14 protein-coding genes and 2 tRNA genes are annotated in these 15,599 nt (G+C 53.2%); 2 read left to right on the top strand and 14 right to left on the bottom strand.

The window, feature by feature from the left end:
• Positions 1-3: 3 nt before the first annotated feature.
• The 8 genes from pheT to uvrB all read right to left on the bottom strand — a co-directional run bounded on the left by pheT (position 4) and on the right by uvrB (position 8,942).
• Complete coding sequence (pheT, locus tag HUE57_RS10550) at positions 4-2,382, bottom strand: phenylalanine--tRNA ligase subunit beta (protein WP_078482624.1); 2,379 nt, start codon at positions 2,380-2,382, stop codon at positions 4-6.
• 31 nt (positions 2,383-2,413) lie between these two features.
• Positions 2,414-3,427 carry a phenylalanine--tRNA ligase subunit alpha gene (pheS, locus tag HUE57_RS10545; protein WP_408021562.1) on the bottom strand — a complete coding sequence of 338 codons (1,014 nt, stop codon included), beginning with the start codon at positions 3,425-3,427 and terminating at the stop codon, positions 2,414-2,416.
• Between the two features lie 157 nt (positions 3,428-3,584).
• Positions 3,585-3,938, bottom strand: a complete 354-nt coding sequence (rplT, locus tag HUE57_RS10540) for a 50S ribosomal protein L20 (protein ID WP_078482626.1) — start codon at positions 3,936-3,938, stop codon at positions 3,585-3,587.
• A 12-nt stretch (positions 3,939-3,950) separates the two neighbouring features.
• Positions 3,951-4,148, bottom strand: coding sequence for a 50S ribosomal protein L35 (gene rpmI, locus HUE57_RS10535; protein ID WP_078482627.1), 198 nt, complete (start codon positions 4,146-4,148; stop codon positions 3,951-3,953).
• A 77-nt stretch (positions 4,149-4,225) separates the two neighbouring features.
• Positions 4,226-4,756: a translation initiation factor IF-3 gene (gene infC / locus HUE57_RS10530; protein ID WP_078482628.1), complete on the bottom strand. Its 531-nt coding sequence runs from the start codon at positions 4,754-4,756 to the stop codon at positions 4,226-4,228.
• Positions 4,757-4,759: 3 nt separating this feature from the next.
• On the bottom strand, positions 4,760-6,685 hold the full coding sequence (gene thrS / locus HUE57_RS10525) for a threonine--tRNA ligase (RefSeq protein ID WP_078482629.1): 1,926 nt from the start codon (positions 6,683-6,685) through the stop codon (positions 4,760-4,762).
• Between the two features lie 93 nt (positions 6,686-6,778).
• A tRNA-Val gene (locus tag HUE57_RS10520) sits at positions 6,779-6,855 on the bottom strand.
• Between the two features lie 65 nt (positions 6,856-6,920).
• A complete protein-coding gene (gene uvrB, locus HUE57_RS10515; protein WP_078482630.1) occupies positions 6,921-8,942 on the bottom strand; it encodes an excinuclease ABC subunit UvrB in 2,022 nt (673 codons plus the stop codon).
• A gap of 74 nt (positions 8,943-9,016) precedes the next feature.
• Here uvrB and HUE57_RS10510 point away from each other — a divergent pair, with 74 nt between their 5' ends.
• Complete coding sequence (locus HUE57_RS10510; RefSeq protein WP_078482631.1) at positions 9,017-10,213, top strand: pyridoxal phosphate-dependent aminotransferase; 1,197 nt, start codon at positions 9,017-9,019, stop codon at positions 10,211-10,213.
• A gap of 93 nt (positions 10,214-10,306) precedes the next feature.
• Positions 10,307-10,381, top strand: a tRNA-Asn gene (locus HUE57_RS10505).
• A 148-nt stretch (positions 10,382-10,529) separates the two neighbouring features.
• Here HUE57_RS10505 and HUE57_RS10500 read toward each other — a convergent pair.
• The 6 genes from HUE57_RS10500 to rpsA all read right to left on the bottom strand — a co-directional run bounded on the left by HUE57_RS10500 (position 10,530) and on the right by rpsA (position 15,470).
• Positions 10,530-10,817 carry a ComEA family DNA-binding protein gene (locus tag HUE57_RS10500; protein ID WP_078484036.1) on the bottom strand — a complete coding sequence of 96 codons (288 nt, stop codon included), beginning with the start codon at positions 10,815-10,817 and terminating at the stop codon, positions 10,530-10,532.
• Positions 10,818-10,932: 115 nt separating this feature from the next.
• Positions 10,933-11,631 (bottom strand): orotidine-5'-phosphate decarboxylase, encoded by a 699-nt coding sequence (gene pyrF / locus HUE57_RS10495; protein ID WP_236860573.1) that lies wholly within the window; start codon positions 11,629-11,631, stop codon positions 10,933-10,935.
• A 17-nt stretch (positions 11,632-11,648) separates the two neighbouring features.
• Positions 11,649-12,854, bottom strand: a complete 1,206-nt coding sequence (lapB, locus tag HUE57_RS10490) for a lipopolysaccharide assembly protein LapB (protein WP_078484034.1) — start codon at positions 12,852-12,854, stop codon at positions 11,649-11,651.
• On the bottom strand, positions 12,855-13,148 hold the full coding sequence (locus tag HUE57_RS10485; RefSeq protein ID WP_078484033.1) for a lipopolysaccharide assembly protein LapA domain-containing protein: 294 nt from the start codon (positions 13,146-13,148) through the stop codon (positions 12,855-12,857).
• Positions 13,149-13,338: 190 nt separating this feature from the next.
• Positions 13,339-13,650 (bottom strand): integration host factor subunit beta, encoded by a 312-nt coding sequence (locus HUE57_RS10480; protein WP_078484032.1) that lies wholly within the window; start codon positions 13,648-13,650, stop codon positions 13,339-13,341.
• A 149-nt stretch (positions 13,651-13,799) separates the two neighbouring features.
• Positions 13,800-15,470, bottom strand: coding sequence for a 30S ribosomal protein S1 (gene rpsA, locus HUE57_RS10475; RefSeq protein ID WP_078484031.1), 1,671 nt, complete (start codon positions 15,468-15,470; stop codon positions 13,800-13,802).
• Between the last annotated feature and the right edge of the window lie 129 nt (positions 15,471-15,599).

Below are 15,599 nucleotides of genomic sequence, written 5' to 3'. Positions count from 1 at the left end.
TCCCTAATCTCTCAGTGTCGCACCCAGTGTTTCCTGGATTTTATTCAATACTCGCGAGATAACGTCGTCGACGTCCGCATCGGTAAGAGTGCGCGAATGGTCTTGTAAAATCAAGCCAATAGCTAAGCTTTTTCTCCCATTTTCGACCCCTTCCCCAGAATAAACGTCGAATAACTCGACCTTCTGCAGCAGTTCGTTCTCTTCAGCACCGATCGTGTCGACAACTTGCTGAGCTGTAATCTTCTCATCAACAACAATGGCCAGATCACGGCGTATCGCCGGGAATTTGGAGAGCGGCGTGAACTTGGGCAGAGTCGCCTCGGTGATCGACTCAACCTCAAGTTGGAAGAGAAATACCGGGCCATTGAGCCCCAGCTTCTTCAAAAGCGAGGGGTGAATCGCCCCGAGCCAGCCAGCCAGCTGATCACCCTTGCGGATCTCGGCAGACTGTCCCGGATGGAGAGCGGGATGTGAGGCCGACTCAAAGCGGAACGCTGTATCGGTGCCGGAAAGCGCCAACAACGACTCAATGTCAGCCTTCACATCGTAGAAGTCGACCGCATCACTCGCGCTGTTCCAGCCTTCAGGATAGCGACTACCCGAAACGACGCCTGCAATCTGTTTTTTCTGAACAAGATCATCGAGTTGCCCGACAAAGCTAAGACCCGTCTCAAAGAGCTTTATACGCGATTGCTGTCGATTCTGGTTGTACTGAAGCGCCTTGATCAACCCCGGCCAGAGAGTGGTCCGCATCACCGACAATTCAAGCGAGAGCGCATTAGCAAGCTCTACCGGTTTTGCTTCTGGATCAAGCAATGACTGCAGCTCTGGATCAACAAAGCTGTAACTGATCGCCTCCTGATAACCTCGGTCGATCAGCAGATTAGAGAGTCGGCGAGCATCGAGTTTTTGCTCGCTTTCATGCTGCCCCGACATCTCAGCCAACAAGCGGCTACTGGTCAGCGCATTGTATCCGTGGACACGGGCTACCTCTTCAACCAGATCGGCCTCAATCTCAATATCGAAGCGGAAGCTGGGCGGAATCACCTTCCAGCCATCATCGGTGCGGCTAACCGCCATACCGAGACATTCGAGAATCTCACCGATCTCAACAGCAGGAATATTTGATCCGAGCAGACGGGCCACCCTCGCCTCTCGCAGTACCACCTCATGACGCTGGGGTAACTGGTCGCTATTCACTACTTCAATCACCGGACCCGCCTCACCACCGGCGATCTCCAGTAGCAGCTCGGTTGCACGCTCCATAGCACGACGTTGTAGCTCTGGATCTACGCCACGCTCAAAACGGTGTGAAGAGTCGGTATGCAGGCCGTAACCACGGGCACGACCGGCAATCACCTCAGGGGTAAAGAAGGCCGCTTCGAGCAGTAGCGAGGTGGTGCCATCACTCACACCTGAGGCCTCACCGCCCATGATACCGGCAAGCGCCAGTGGACCCTTGTGATCACTAATCAGCAGAGTCTCTGCATTGAGCTCAATCTCTTGACCGTCTAGCAACACCAGCTTTTCACCCGCATCAGCAAGGCGCACCTTGATGCCCCCCTCAAGCTTCTGCAGATCAAAGGCATGCATCGGCTGGCCCAGCTCGAGCATCACGTAGTTAGTAATATCAACCATCGCACTGATGGCTCGGACACCGCTGCGACGCAGACGCTCAACCATCCAGACTGGTGTCTCGGCGGCAAGATTGATGCCGGTGACAACACGACCGAGGTAACGCGGGCATGCCTCAGGCGCTTCAACATTGATCTCGAAGCGCTGTTCGGTGGTAGCTGCCACTGCATGTTGTTCGGGAATGGTGACGTCGACACGGTTCAATACACCAACTTCGCGCGCCACACCCATCACACCCAGACAGTCGCTGCGATTAGGGGTCAGGCCCAGCTCAAAGACGGTATCGTCGAGATCGAGGTGCTCTCGCACGCTCTGACCAATGACCGCTTCGCTTGAGAGCTCCATCAAGCCATCAGCGCTCTCGGCCAGCCCCAGCTCTTTGGCGGAGCAGAGCATTCCCTCAGACTCAACGCCACGCAGCTTGGCTCGCTTGATCTTAAAGTCACCCGGCAGCCAGGCACCGATACGCGCTGCTGCAACCATCAACTCTGGACGGACGTTACTTGCTCCACAGACGATCTGCAGCGGTTGTCCCTCACCGACATCGACCTCACACACCTTAAGCCTATCGGCATCGGGATGCGGCACAGCAGTTAGCACCTTACCAACCACGATACCGTCAAACTCGGGGGCTGCCGGTTCTGCAGCATCGACCTCGAGTCCAGACATGGTCAGCTGTTCGGAGAGCACCTCGCTGCTAATGTTGGGATTCACCCATTCACGCAGCCACTTTTCACTGAATTTCATTGCTGTATTTCCGTAATTTCAGAGCTGATGATCAGCCCTTACCGAACTGTTTAAGAAAGCGCAGATCGTTCTCGAAGAAGAGCCGCAGGTCATTCACACCGTAGCGCAGCATGGTGAGTCGCTCGACCCCCATACCGAAGGCAAAACCAGTGAACTGCTCATTATCGATCTTGGCGTGTTCGAAAACCTTAGGGTGCACCATGCCGCAGCCAAGCACTTCGAGCCAACCGGTATGACTACAGACGCGACACCCTTCGCCGCCACACATCACGCACTCAATATCGGCCTCAGCCGATGGTTCGGTGAAGGGGAAGTAGGAGGGGCGAAAACGAATCCGTAGGTCCTTCTCGAAGAAGAACTTCAGGAACTCATCGAGAATTCCCTTGAGATCGGCAAAACTGACATTCTCATCGACCATCAATCCCTCAACCTGATGAAACATCGGTGTGTGGGTTAGGTCGGAGTCACAGCGATAGACACGCCCAGGTGCGATTACTCGCAACGGCGGCTCCGATTTTTCCATCACCCGCACCTGTACCGGTGAGGTGTGGGTACGCAGCAATCGATGGGCATCAAAGTAGAAGGTGTCGTGCATCGCACGCGCTGGATGGTGCGCTGGGATGTTGAGCGCTTCGAAGTTGTGATAGTCATCCTCGATCTCGGGTCCCTCGGCGATCTCGAAGCCGAGCCGGAGAAAGAACTCCTGGATTCGTTCCTGGGTACGGGTAACTGGGTGCTTGCCACCACTCTGCTCACCACGTCCTGGCAGGGTAATGTCGATCGACTCGGCAGTAAGCTTGGCATCAAGCTGGGCCTGTTCGAGCTCACCCTTGCGCGCTTCTATCTGCGCCTGCACGGCCTGTTTGACCTTATTGATTGCCTGACCGGCCTCACGGCGCTGCTCAGGTGCAAGCTTGCCCAAGGCCTTGAGCTGCTCGGTCAACAACCCCTTTTTGCCCAGATAGTGAACCCGGACCTGGTCGAGATCCTGAAGGCTCGTTGCCTCGGCGAGCTGTGCTACCGCCTGCTGTTCTAGCGTTGCCAGATCTTCCACAACTATCGATCTCCATGGAGATTTGGAACCACCAATCTATTTGGCAGCCCCGTAAAAAATAAGAAGGGGAAAGGCACAGGCCCTTCCCCTCTCTGTAAATTGGTTTGGTTACACACCGCATTGCGGCGTGTAACCAGATCGTGCTCGCTTACAGATTGGCCTTGGCCTGCTCCGCCAGAGCAGCAAATGCTGCCTTGTCGAATACAGCCAGATCAGCCATAACCTTGCGGTCGATCTCGATTGAAGCCTTCTTCAAACCGTTAATGAAACGGCTGTAAGAGAGACCATTCAGACGAGCGGCTGCATTGATACGGGCAATCCACAGGGCACGGAACTGACGCTTACGCTGACGGCGGTCACGGTATGCGTACTGACCTGCCTTGGTTACGGCCTGCTTGGCTACACGAACGACACGACTACGGGCACCATAGTAGCCCTTTGCCTTGCCGAGGATCTTTTTGTGCTTGGCACGTGCGGTTACACCACGTTTTACTCTTGGCATTGTCTACTCCCCTTATTTAGTACAAAGCATACGGCGTACCATTGGTACATCGACTGCATCGATCATTGAGGGAGCACGCAGGTGACGCTTACGCTTAGTGCTCTTTTTGGTGAGAATGTGACGACGGTGCGATGAGTTGCACTTGAAGCCTCCACTCGCGGTTTTTTTGAAGCGCTTGGCAGCACCTCGATTGGTCTTCATCTTAGGCATTTTCTACTCCAGTTTGAGTGTTATTAAAACTTCACGCCGGCAGCCTTTGAAAGCCGGACGCTGAAGCATCTTGCTACTTACTTGCCCTTTCTAGGGGCGATCATCATAACCATCTGACGACCTTCAGAACGGGGATGCTGCTCAACCGTTCCATACTCTTCCAGGTCTGCCGCAACCCGCTGCAATAGCTGCAGGCCGAGCTCCTGGTGAGCCATCTCCCGACCACGGAAACGAAGCGTTACCTTGGTACGGTCTCCATCCTCAAGAAAACGGATGAGATTACGCAACTTGATCTTGTAGTCGCCCTCATCGGTTCCGGGACGGAACTTAACCTCTTTAATCTGAATCTGTTTCTGCTTTTTACGCGCCTGCTGAGCCTTTTTACTCTGCTCAAACTTGAACTTGCCGTAATCCATCACTCGACAGACTGGCGGTTCCGCATCAGGAGAGATCTCAACCAGATCGAGATCGGCTTCTTCAGCGATACCGAGCGCTTCAGCGTTTGATACAACTCCGACCTGTTCTCCATCAGCACCGATCAAACGGATGCTTGGTGCGGTGATCTCACCGTTGAGACGGGTTGTATCCTTTTTGTTTTTCAGGGCGATGCTTCAATCCTCCAAAATAGTGCGGCCACGCGACTCGACTTCAGCAGCGAAGAGATCAGCGAGTTCAGAAACACTCATCGATCCAAGATCTTCACCACTTCGGGTACGCACGGCCACGGTAGCAGATTCAACTTCCCGATCACCAACAACCAGCAGGTACGGGACACGCTGTAATGTGTGCTCGCGGATTTTAAAGCCGATCTTCTCATTTCTCAAGTCCGATTTAATCCGGAAGCCTTGATTTTGCAAGGTTTGTTCGACTTGCTGAACAAATTCGGCCTGGTTATCGGTGATATTCATCAGCATCGCCTGGGTCGGTGCCAACCAGAGCGGGAATGAACCGGCGTGCTGCTCGATCAAAATTCCTATAAAACGCTCGAGTGATCCGAGGATCGCGCGATGCAACATAACCGGAATCTGGCGGCTGCCATCCTCGGCGACATACTCGGCATCGAGACGACCGGGCATGGAGAAATCGACCTGTATAGTGCCGCACTGCCAGACACGATTGAGACAGTCACGTAGTGAGAATTCAATCTTTGGTCCGTAGAAAGCACCCTCGCCCGGCTGCAGATCCCAATTCATACCCTTGGCATTCAGTGCACGCTCGAGTGCATGTTCCGCCTTATCCCACACCTCATCGGCACCGACACGCTGCTCCGGACGGGTAGAGAGTTTTACCTCAATCTCGGTGAAGCCGAAGTCTGCATAGACATCCTGCAGCAGATCGATGAACTCGGAGACCTCCGACTGAATCTGATCCTCGGTACAGAAGATGTGTGCATCGTCCTGGGTGAAATTGCGCACCCGCATAAGACCATGCAGTGTGCCCGAGGGCTCATTACGGTGGCATGAACCGAACTCAGCCATACGTAGCGGCAGATCACGGTAAGATTTCAGCCCCTGGTTAAAAATCTGCACGTGACAGGGGCAGTTCATTGGTTTCACTGCGTAGTCACGGTTCTCAGAATGGGTGGTGAACATCATGTCACCGAACTTGTCCCAGTGACCCGATTTCTCCCACAGCGAGCGATCGACCAGCTGGGGCGTCTTCACCTCTTTATAGTCGTGGCGATTCAGGGTCTGGCGAATGTACTGCTCAACCTGCTGCCAGATGGTCCAGCCGTTGTCGTGCCAGAAGACCATACCCGGCGCTTCATCCTGAGCGTGGAAGAGATCCATCGCTTTACCGAGTTTACGGTGATCACGCTTCTCCGCCTCTTCCAGACGATGCAGATAGGCCTTGAGCTCTTTTTTGTTCTTCCATGCGGTGCCGTAGATACGCTGCAGCATCTCGTTGTCGGAGTCACCACGCCAGTAGGCACCTGCCACCTTCATCAGCTTGAAGGCCTTGAGTTTTCCGGTTGAAGGAACATGGGGGCCGCGACATAGATCGATGAAGTCACCCTGCTGGTAGAGCGAGAGCTCTTCGCCGTGAGGAATACTCTCTATAATCTCCGCCTTGTACTTCTCACCCATCTCGCCGAAGAAGTCGATCGCCTCTTCGCGAATCTTCACAGAACGCTCAACCGGGACATCAGCCTTGACCAGCTCAGCCATCTTCTTTTCGATCGCAGTCAGATCATCTGGGGTGAAGGGGCGCTCATAGGCAAAGTCGTAATAGAAGCCATCCTCAATCACCGGACCGATCGTTACCTGCGCCTCGGGGAAGAGTGACTTAACCGCCTGCGCCAGCAGATGTGCGGTCGAGTGACGGATGATCTCCAGCCCCTCCTCGTCACGCTCGGTAATCAGTGAGAGAGCAACATCAGTTTCAATCAGATGAGAGGTATCGAGAAGTTCACCATCGATTTTGCCGCCCAGTGAGGCCTTAGCGAGACCAGGGCCGATATCGAGTGCAACTTCATGGATGGTTACGGGGTTATCGAAACTACGCTGTGAACCGTCGGGAAGGGTAATGGTTGGCATGCCAGATTCCTATTCTCAGTGGTGGTCGATACGAGGGACCACGTGATTACTTTCCACAAAAAATTAAAGCACCCGAGGGTGCTTTAAAAGTGTTGGTAGGCGCGATTGGATTCGAACCAACGACCCCCACCATGTCAAGGTGGTGCTCTAACCAACTGAGCTACGCGCCTGCAAAATCGAGGGCGAACGATAACATAGGCAGAAGAGCATTAACAAGCCATCTGGGGATGATTATCTAGATAGCTCTATCAACCAGCCCGAAACCGCTATTACGGATATGCTCAATCTCATCTCGCACACGTGCCGCCTCCTCGAATTCAAGGTTTTTGGCATGTTCAAACATACGCTTCTCCAGTGCCTCCAGTTTCTTGGCGAACTGTGCTGGCGTGAGCGAGGCGTATTCAGCCACCTCCTCGGCGACCTTGGCGTACTCCTTCGGTGAACCCGGCACACCGGCATGGGCGCTCTCCATGATGTCGGCAATCGCCTTCTTCACACCACGTGGGGTAATGCCATGCTCCTTGTTGTGCGCCTGCTGCTTCTCACGACGTCGCTCGGTCTCATCGATGGCACGTTTCATCGAGCCGGTTATCTTATCCCCATAAAGAATGGCCCGACCATTGAGGTTACGCGCCGCACGTCCAATGGTCTGGATTAGCGAACGGTCGGAGCGCAGGAAGCCCTCCTTATCGGCATCGAGAATCGCCACTAGCGAGACCTCGGGCATATCGAGCCCCTCTCGCAGCAGGTTGATGCCAACCAGCACATCGAACTCACCAAGACGTAGATCGCGAATGATCTCTACACGCTCGACGGTGTCGATATCGGAGTGAAGATATCGCACCTTCACGCCGTGCTCGCTGAGATAATCGGTGAGGTCTTCTGACATTCGCTTGGTGAGCGTTGTCACCAGCACACGCTCACCTAGTACAACTCGTTTGTTAATCTCGGAGAGCAGATCATCGACTTGGGTCGTAACCGGGCGCACCTCTATCTGAGGGTCGACCAGCCCTGTGGGACGCACCACCTGCTCCACCACCTGATCAGAGTGCTCCAGCTCATATTTACCCGGTGTAGCCGAGACGTAGATCGTCTGTGGCGATAGTTTCTCGAACTCCTCAAAACGCATCGGACGATTATCCAACGCCGAGGGGAGACGGAAGCCATACTCAACCAAGTTCTCCTTGCGTGAGCGGTCGCCCTTATACATGCCACCAATCTGCGGCACGGTGACGTGTGACTCGTCGATCACCAACAGTGCATTGTCGGGCAGATAGTCAAACAGCGTCGGGGGCGGCTCACCCGGGCCACGTCCGGAGAGGTAGCGCGAGTAGTTTTCGATGCCGTTGCAGTAGCCAAGCTCCACCAGCATCTCGATATCAAACTGGGTACGCTGTGCCAGCCGCTGCTCCTCAACCAACTTATTGAGGTCGCGCAGTCGCTCGAGTCGCTCTTTGAGCTCGACCTTGATCTCATCTACCGCACCGAGAATCGTCTCGCGTGGCGTGACGTAGTGAGTCTTGGGATAGATGGTCAGACGCGGTACTCGACGCAGGATCTCACCGGTCAGCGGATCAAAGTAGGCAAGCGATTCGATCTCATCATCAAACAGCTCGACCCGCACCGCCTCCTTGTCCGACTCCGCCGGGAAGATATCGATCACCTCCCCCCTCACTCGATAGGTGGCACGGTGCAATTCAACATCGTTACGGGTGTACTGCAGCTCGGCCAGACGGCGCAAAATAAGGCGCTGGTCAATCGTCTCACCCCGCACCAGATGCAGCATCATGCTCAGATAGGCTCGCGGATCACCCAGACCGTAGATACAGGAGACACTGGAGACGATAATTGCATTCTCCTTCTCCACCAACGCCTTGGTCGCCGAAAGGCGCATCTGTTCAATATGCTCATTGATCGCGGCATCCTTCTCGATAAAGGTATCAGAGGCGGGAACGTAGGCCTCGGGCTGGTAGTAGTCGTAGTAGGAGACGAAATACTCAACCAGATTTCCGGGAAAGAACTCCTTCATCTCTCCGTAGAGCTGTGCAGCAAGGGTTTTATTCGGAGCTAATATCAGCGTCGGGCGCTGCACCGACTCGATCACCTTCGCAACGGCAAAGGTCTTACCGGAGCCAGTCACACCCAGCAGCGTCTGCCCGGCGATGCCATCCTCCAGCCCCTCGACCATACGACGAATTGCCTCAGGCTGGTCGCCAGCGGGCTCCATATCAACTTCAATCTGGAAAGGTCTACTCATAATCGGGGATTGGGTAAAAGGCACGCATAAAGTATTATTACGCAATTGTGTCATAACTACGTGAGAAGACTCCATTGAGCGTGAAACTTTCTGATCGAGTACAACGGGTCAAACCCTCCCCCACACTCGCTGTTACTGCAAAGGCGGCTGAACTAAGAGCTGCTGGTAAGGACATTATCGGCCTTGGCGCAGGCGAACCTGACTTCGATACGCCTGAGCACATTAAGGCTGCCGCAGTTGAGGCGATTAGCAATGGATTCACCAAATACACAGCGGTCGATGGCACCCCTAGCCTGAAAAAAGCGATTGTCGATAAATTCGCGCGCGACAACAGCTTTGACTACACCCCTGAACAGGTACTGGTCTCCTGTGGTGGCAAACAGAGTTACTTCAACCTCTGTCAGGCGCTGCTCAACAGCGGTGATGAAGTGATCATTCCGGCCCCCTACTGGGTCTCATACCCCGATATGGCACTGCTGGCCGACGGTAAACCAGTCATTGTTTCCGCCGGACAGGATCAAAACTTCAAAATCACACCTGAGCAGCTAGAAGCGGCGATCACCCCACGCACCAAGCTCTTCACCCTCAACAGCCCCTCAAACCCGACCGGCGTCGCCTATACACGTGCCGAGCTGGAAGCGCTAGGCAAGGTACTCGAGGGACACCCCGAGATCATCATCGCCGTTGACGACATGTATGAGCACATCCTCTGGAGTGACGAACCGTTCTGCAATCTACTCAACGCCTGCCCCGCCCTCTATGATCGTACAGTCGTGATGAATGGCGTCTCCAAGGCCTATTCAATGACGGGCTGGCGCATCGGCTACGCCGCAGGTCCAGTCGATCTGATCAAGGCGATGAAGAAGGTCCAGTCGCAGAGCACCTCCAATCCCACCTCAATCTCACAGGTCGCCGCACAGGCAGCCATCGAGGGTGATCAGGGCTGTATCGCACCGATGCTGGAGGCGTTCAAGGCACGCCACGACTATGTGGTAGAACGCCTCAACCAGATGAAGGGCGTTGAGTGTGTCAAATCAGATGGCACCTTCTACGCTTTTCCTAGTTTTCAAGAGGTAATCGATGGACTGGATGATATCGACGATGATGTCGCCCTGGCTGAGATACTGCTGAATGAAGCGGGAGTGGCCCTGGTACCTGGCTCCGCCTTTGGTGCCCCAGGCCATCTGCGCCTCTCATTTGCTACCAGCAAAGAGAATCTGCAGCAGGCGCTTGATCGTATCGCCAGCTATCTGGATGGTATCAACAGCTAAGAAGCAAAGATTCCAATACTTTTTTGCAATCAGTATTGACCCTAAAACGGTGCTTGAGTAATATAGCGCCTCCTCTCCGGAGGCAAGAGCTATTCCCCTGTAGTTCAGTTGGTAGAACACCGGACTGTTAATCCGTATGTCGCTGGTTCGAGTCCAGCCGGGGAGCCAAACTAAAGGCCCGAGTCGAAGACTCGGGCCTCTTCCGTACTCCACCACTACTAGCTTTCCACCCTCTTTCTCGCGACAACTAGTAAACTCAACATAAAAGGCTCGACAGCTTAGCTATCAGGCCTTCAGTAGCTATGTTGCTTTATGGTTAGTTCTTCGATTCACCAACACTCAACACATCACGATTTCTCTCAATCGTCTTAGAACCGATGCCCTTGATCCTGGCGAGCTGTTCGATGTTTTTGAAAGCACCATGCTGCTCACGATACTTAACAATTAATGTGGCCTTCTGGATACCAACCCCACTAATCGCCTTAGCCATCTCTTCCGCAGAAGCGGTATTGATATCGACGGATGCAAACACTCCCGCAAAGGGAAGCAGTCCACAGATGAAAATTAACAGTGCACGACGCAATAGATACATAACAACCTCCATGTTTAAATTAAAATCCTTCTTCAATAACGAGAAACCTAGCGCAGCTGGCTCCACAACCCCACGCCCCGATGTCTGAGTGACGTAGATGTAGGAACGATAGCTTGTTAGATTCGGCTCAAATAGCGCCAATTGCTGAATTTATTGTAAGCAAAACGCCCGCCGGGTCTTCAGCCGCTGTAATTGGACGACCAATCACCAGATAGCTTGAGCCTGCTGCAATCGCATCCTCCGGCGTCATAATCCGTTTCTGGTCATTCACTGCGGCTGACGCAGGTCTGATACCCGGGGTTACCAGCATAAAATCATTGCCCAGCTCTGCGCGCAACACACTACTCTCTTGAGCGGAACAGACAACACCATCGACACCTGCAGATTGCGCCAGATTGGCCAGCCTGACGACGTTTTCGGCTGGCGAACCACTAAGCCCAATTTCGCCCAGCTCCTCCTCGCTATGACTAGTCAGAATGGTGACAGCGATCAGATGTGGACGACGTGACCCGCTCGTCTCAACCGCTTCACGAGCCGCCTCCATCATTCGGCGTCCACCCAAAGCATGAATATTCATCATCCAGACACCCAGCTTAGATGCGGCTCGACAAGCATTGGCGACGGTATTTGGAATGTCATGAAATTTCAGATCGAGAAAGACGTCAAAACCCTTTGCAACGAGCGTTTCAACCAATTGCGGACCAGCCAGGGTAAAGAGCTCTTTACCAACCTTTAGCCGACACTGGGTTGGATCTATACGCCCAACAAAATCGAGCGCCTGCTTCGCCTCTGGATAGTCGAGCGCCACAACAACACGTGGTCCCATCTGATTCTCTACACTTGTCATGATTCACCTAAAATTGATGGAGTTTTGTTAGCGTCTGAACCGACACCCTTAACTGGTTTAACGGTGTTCCAACGTTTACAGCTTGGGCACTGCCAGTAGATCCGTTTCGCATCAAATCCGCACTGCTGACAATGGTAGCTAGGTAGACCCTCGATGAGCTTTCCCGTTAGATCATCCAAGAGTTGAAGCCCAGCTCGACCGTCCTGCTCAACCGCACGATCGAGCTGGGCATGGATCACCCAACGAAGTCCACGTAACGATGGCGTACTACGCTGTTGTTGAAGCATAAACTGCTCAGCAGCTTCACGCCCTTCACGCTTCTCAAGCAGTTCCGCAAGACGCAGCACAGATTTAACCGCAGGATAGGCCTCTACGATTTGGTTCAAAAAACTGGGAATCTCTTCACTCTTACCCATCTCGGTGTAACAGCTGATCAGTGGATCAACCACCTCGGGGGTAAACTCAACGTCCTGCTGCAGCACCTGCTGGTATGCCTTCAATGCCTCACCACAGTTACCACGTTCGCGCTCTAGACGTCCGATCAACAGACTCGCACGGACACAATTACGATCACTTTCAAGTGCACGATGCAGTAGGCTGACCGCCTCCCCGTAATCATCATGGTCGAGTGAGCGCTCCGCGAGCTCACAGCAGTACTGAGCAACAATCGAATCCATCGGTTTACCAGCATCGGACTCAATGCGATGCGCCACGGCAATTGCCTTATCCCACTCCTTCTCCTGCTGATAGATATCGAGTAGGTGCCATAACGCTGCCGAATTATGTAGATTGAGCTCGATTAATTCGAGAAACAGGTTCTCCGCACGATCGAGTAGTCCCGCCCTCATGTAATCATCAGCAAGCTCGAGTAGCGCCAGCCCACGCTGTTCAGTGGTCAAAGTTGGGCGAGCGATCAGGTTCTGATGAATTCTGATAGCCCGATCTACCTCACCGCGCCTTCTAAACAGGCTACCCAACGCTAGATGCGTCTCGACCGTATCGCTATTCACCTCAAGCATGCGGATAAAGAGTTCAATCGCCTTATCGGTCTGCTCATTGAGCAGGTAGTTAAGACCCTTAATATAGTCAGAGGTAAACTCAGGAGCCACCTGTTCCTTTCCACGACGATAGGCACGCGAGGCAACCCACCACCCAGAAGCAGCAGCAACCGGCAGCAGCAATAGCCAGACAAGCTCCTGCATTTAAGGCCCGTCCTTAATCGGGATTGAGCGAAGGTTAACCACCTCTTCATCTCTGATCCTCACCTGCGCACGCAACTCATTTATTTCGCGCCTCATACTGAGATAGTTAGAAAGCCCCGCACCACCACCCAGCAACATGCCAACACCCATTACAATTGCTAAAAGAATAGAGAGCGGTAGAGCCACCACACCAAAGTAGTAATCAATTTCAACACCACCGGCATTGATCATTGAAAAGCCGAGCCATAGCAGGGCCAGGGGGACGATCATTAATACGGTTAGGAAGGGACGCATGCCAATCTCATCTATAGACGCACAGGTTGCGCAGACTATAACAATTGCCTTGCATGGTTTATAGCGTTTATTGGTTTGTACGAGTATTGCTGAAAGCGATTCTCTCAGCGAGATGTTTTGACCTTAACCGTTCAGAAATCACCATCTGAACTCAGCCATCGGGGCTTGTTTGGGTTATCAAATAGAGCTGTTATTCATTGCCATTACTGATGGCGTGGTGCTTGCCTTCGTCAACACGCTCACGCAACTCCTTGCCGGGTTTAAAGTGAGGCACATACTTGCCGTTGAGTTCAACTGACTCACCGGTCTTCGGATTACGTCCAACACGGGGTGGACGATAGTGGAGTGAGAAACTACCAAAACCACGAATCTCGATTCGTTGCCCACCTGAGAGCGATTCACTCATCTGCTCAAGAAGACTCTTAACCGCCAGCTCTACATCCTTATAGGCCAAGTGACTCTGTTTTCTGGCCAGCTGTTCAATCAGTTCAGATTTGGTCATTACCCATTCTCTAATTATTAGTCGATCAAGCCTTTGCGCTTAATCCGAGTATTCCTTCAAGCCCCTGATAAAGATAATTATTTCAACAGGCGCTGCAAACCTTTAATGGCATGTGCCTGCCGTTACCGGCAGGCACATTATCACCAATCTTACTCTTTACCTTCCATCTGCTCTTTAAGCAGATCGCCAAGGGTCGCTGCTGCAGGTGCTGAGCGATTGAAGTCTTCGACGGCTTCAGCCTCCTCTGCATACTCCTTCGCCTTGATAGATAGACTGATACTGCGGTTCTTGCGATCTACACCCATGAAGCGCGCCTCAATTGCCTCACCCTCCTTGAGCAGGGTGCGTGCATCTTCTACGCGATCCTGAGAGATCTCGGAAGAGCGCAGGTAACCCTCGATGCTGTCGCCCAGATCGATAACCGCACCCTTGGCGTCAACCTCGGTAATGGTGCCCTTAACGATGCTGCCCTTTGGATTCTCCGCAACAAACATTGAGAAGGGATCTTTGTCGAGCTGCTTAACACCGAGAGAGATACGCTCACGCTCAGGGTCAACCGCAAGTACAACGGCCTCAAGCTCATCGCCCTTCTTGAACGAACGTACAGCCTCTTCGCCCTGCTCGTTCCAGGAGATGTCTGACATATGAACCAGACCGTCGATACCACCATCGAGACCGATGAAGATACCGAAGTCGGTGATCGACTTGATCGAACCAGAGAGCTTGTCACCCTTGTTGTGAGTCGCAGCGAATGCTTCCCAGGGATTGGTCTGGCACTGCTTCATACCGAGTGAGATGCGACGACGCTCCTCATCGATATCGAGAACCACAACCTCAACCTCCTGACCAAGATGTACGACCTTGGAAGGATTGACGTTCTTGTTGGTCCAATCCATCTCTGAGACGTGAACCAGACCCTCAACACCCTCTTCGATCTCAACAAAGCAACCGTAATCGGTGATGTTGGTAACCTTACCCATGAGGCGGGTGGTAACAGGGTAACGACGTGCAATAGCTGCCCATGGATCGTCGCCCAGCTGCTTGAGGCCGAGTGATACACGGTTACGCTCACGGTCAAACTTGAGCACCATGACCTCGATCTCCTGGCCAACCTCAATCATCTCCGAAGGATGCTTGACGCGCTTCCACGCCATATCGGTGATGTGCAGCAGACCATCGATACCGCCCAGATCAACAAACGCGCCGTAATCGGTGAGGTTCTTGACCACACCCTTGATAGTCTGACCTTCGGCCAGCGACTCAAGCAGCTCTTCGCGCTCAGCGCTGTACTCAGACTCGATAACGGCACGACGTGAAACGACAACGTTGTTGCGCTTCTGGTCGAGCTTAATAACCTTGAACTCCAGGTCCTTACCTTCGAGATATGCGGTATCACGAACAGGGCGAACATCAACCAGTGAGCCAGGAAGGAAGGCACGAATGGTATTGATGTCGACGGTGAAACCGCCCTTGACCTTGCCACTGATAATGCCGGTAACGGTATCGCCGTTCTCCTGAGCCTTCTCCAGGAAGGTCCAGGCCTGTGCACGCTTCGCTTTCTCGCGCGACAGACGGGTTTCACCGTAGCCATCTTCGATTGCATCGAGAGCAACCTCGACCTCGTCGCCAATGGCAACCTCAATCTCACCTTCATCGTTATAGAACTGATCGATGGAGATGACGCCTTCAGACTTCAGGCCGGCATTAACAACAACGACATCAGCACGAACATCGACAACCGTTCCAACAACGATGGAACCAGGCTGCATCTGCTGATTAACAAGAGACTCTTCAAATAGTTGGGCAAAGCTTTCGCTCATGGGTAGGACTTTCCTTAGACCGAAACATCGGTGAAGCACGGTCTATTATGGTTGGAGCCAGGGCAATAGATACCTTTGGCTAGTTAATTAATGGAGTGTGGCAAGGTGCCGCAATCCGCCATTGTTTCT

This window comes from Candidatus Reidiella endopervernicosa (assembly GCF_013343005.1).
In the GTDB taxonomy this organism is placed as follows: domain Bacteria; phylum Pseudomonadota; class Gammaproteobacteria.
This window is presented reverse-complemented; position numbering and strand designations above follow the sequence as displayed.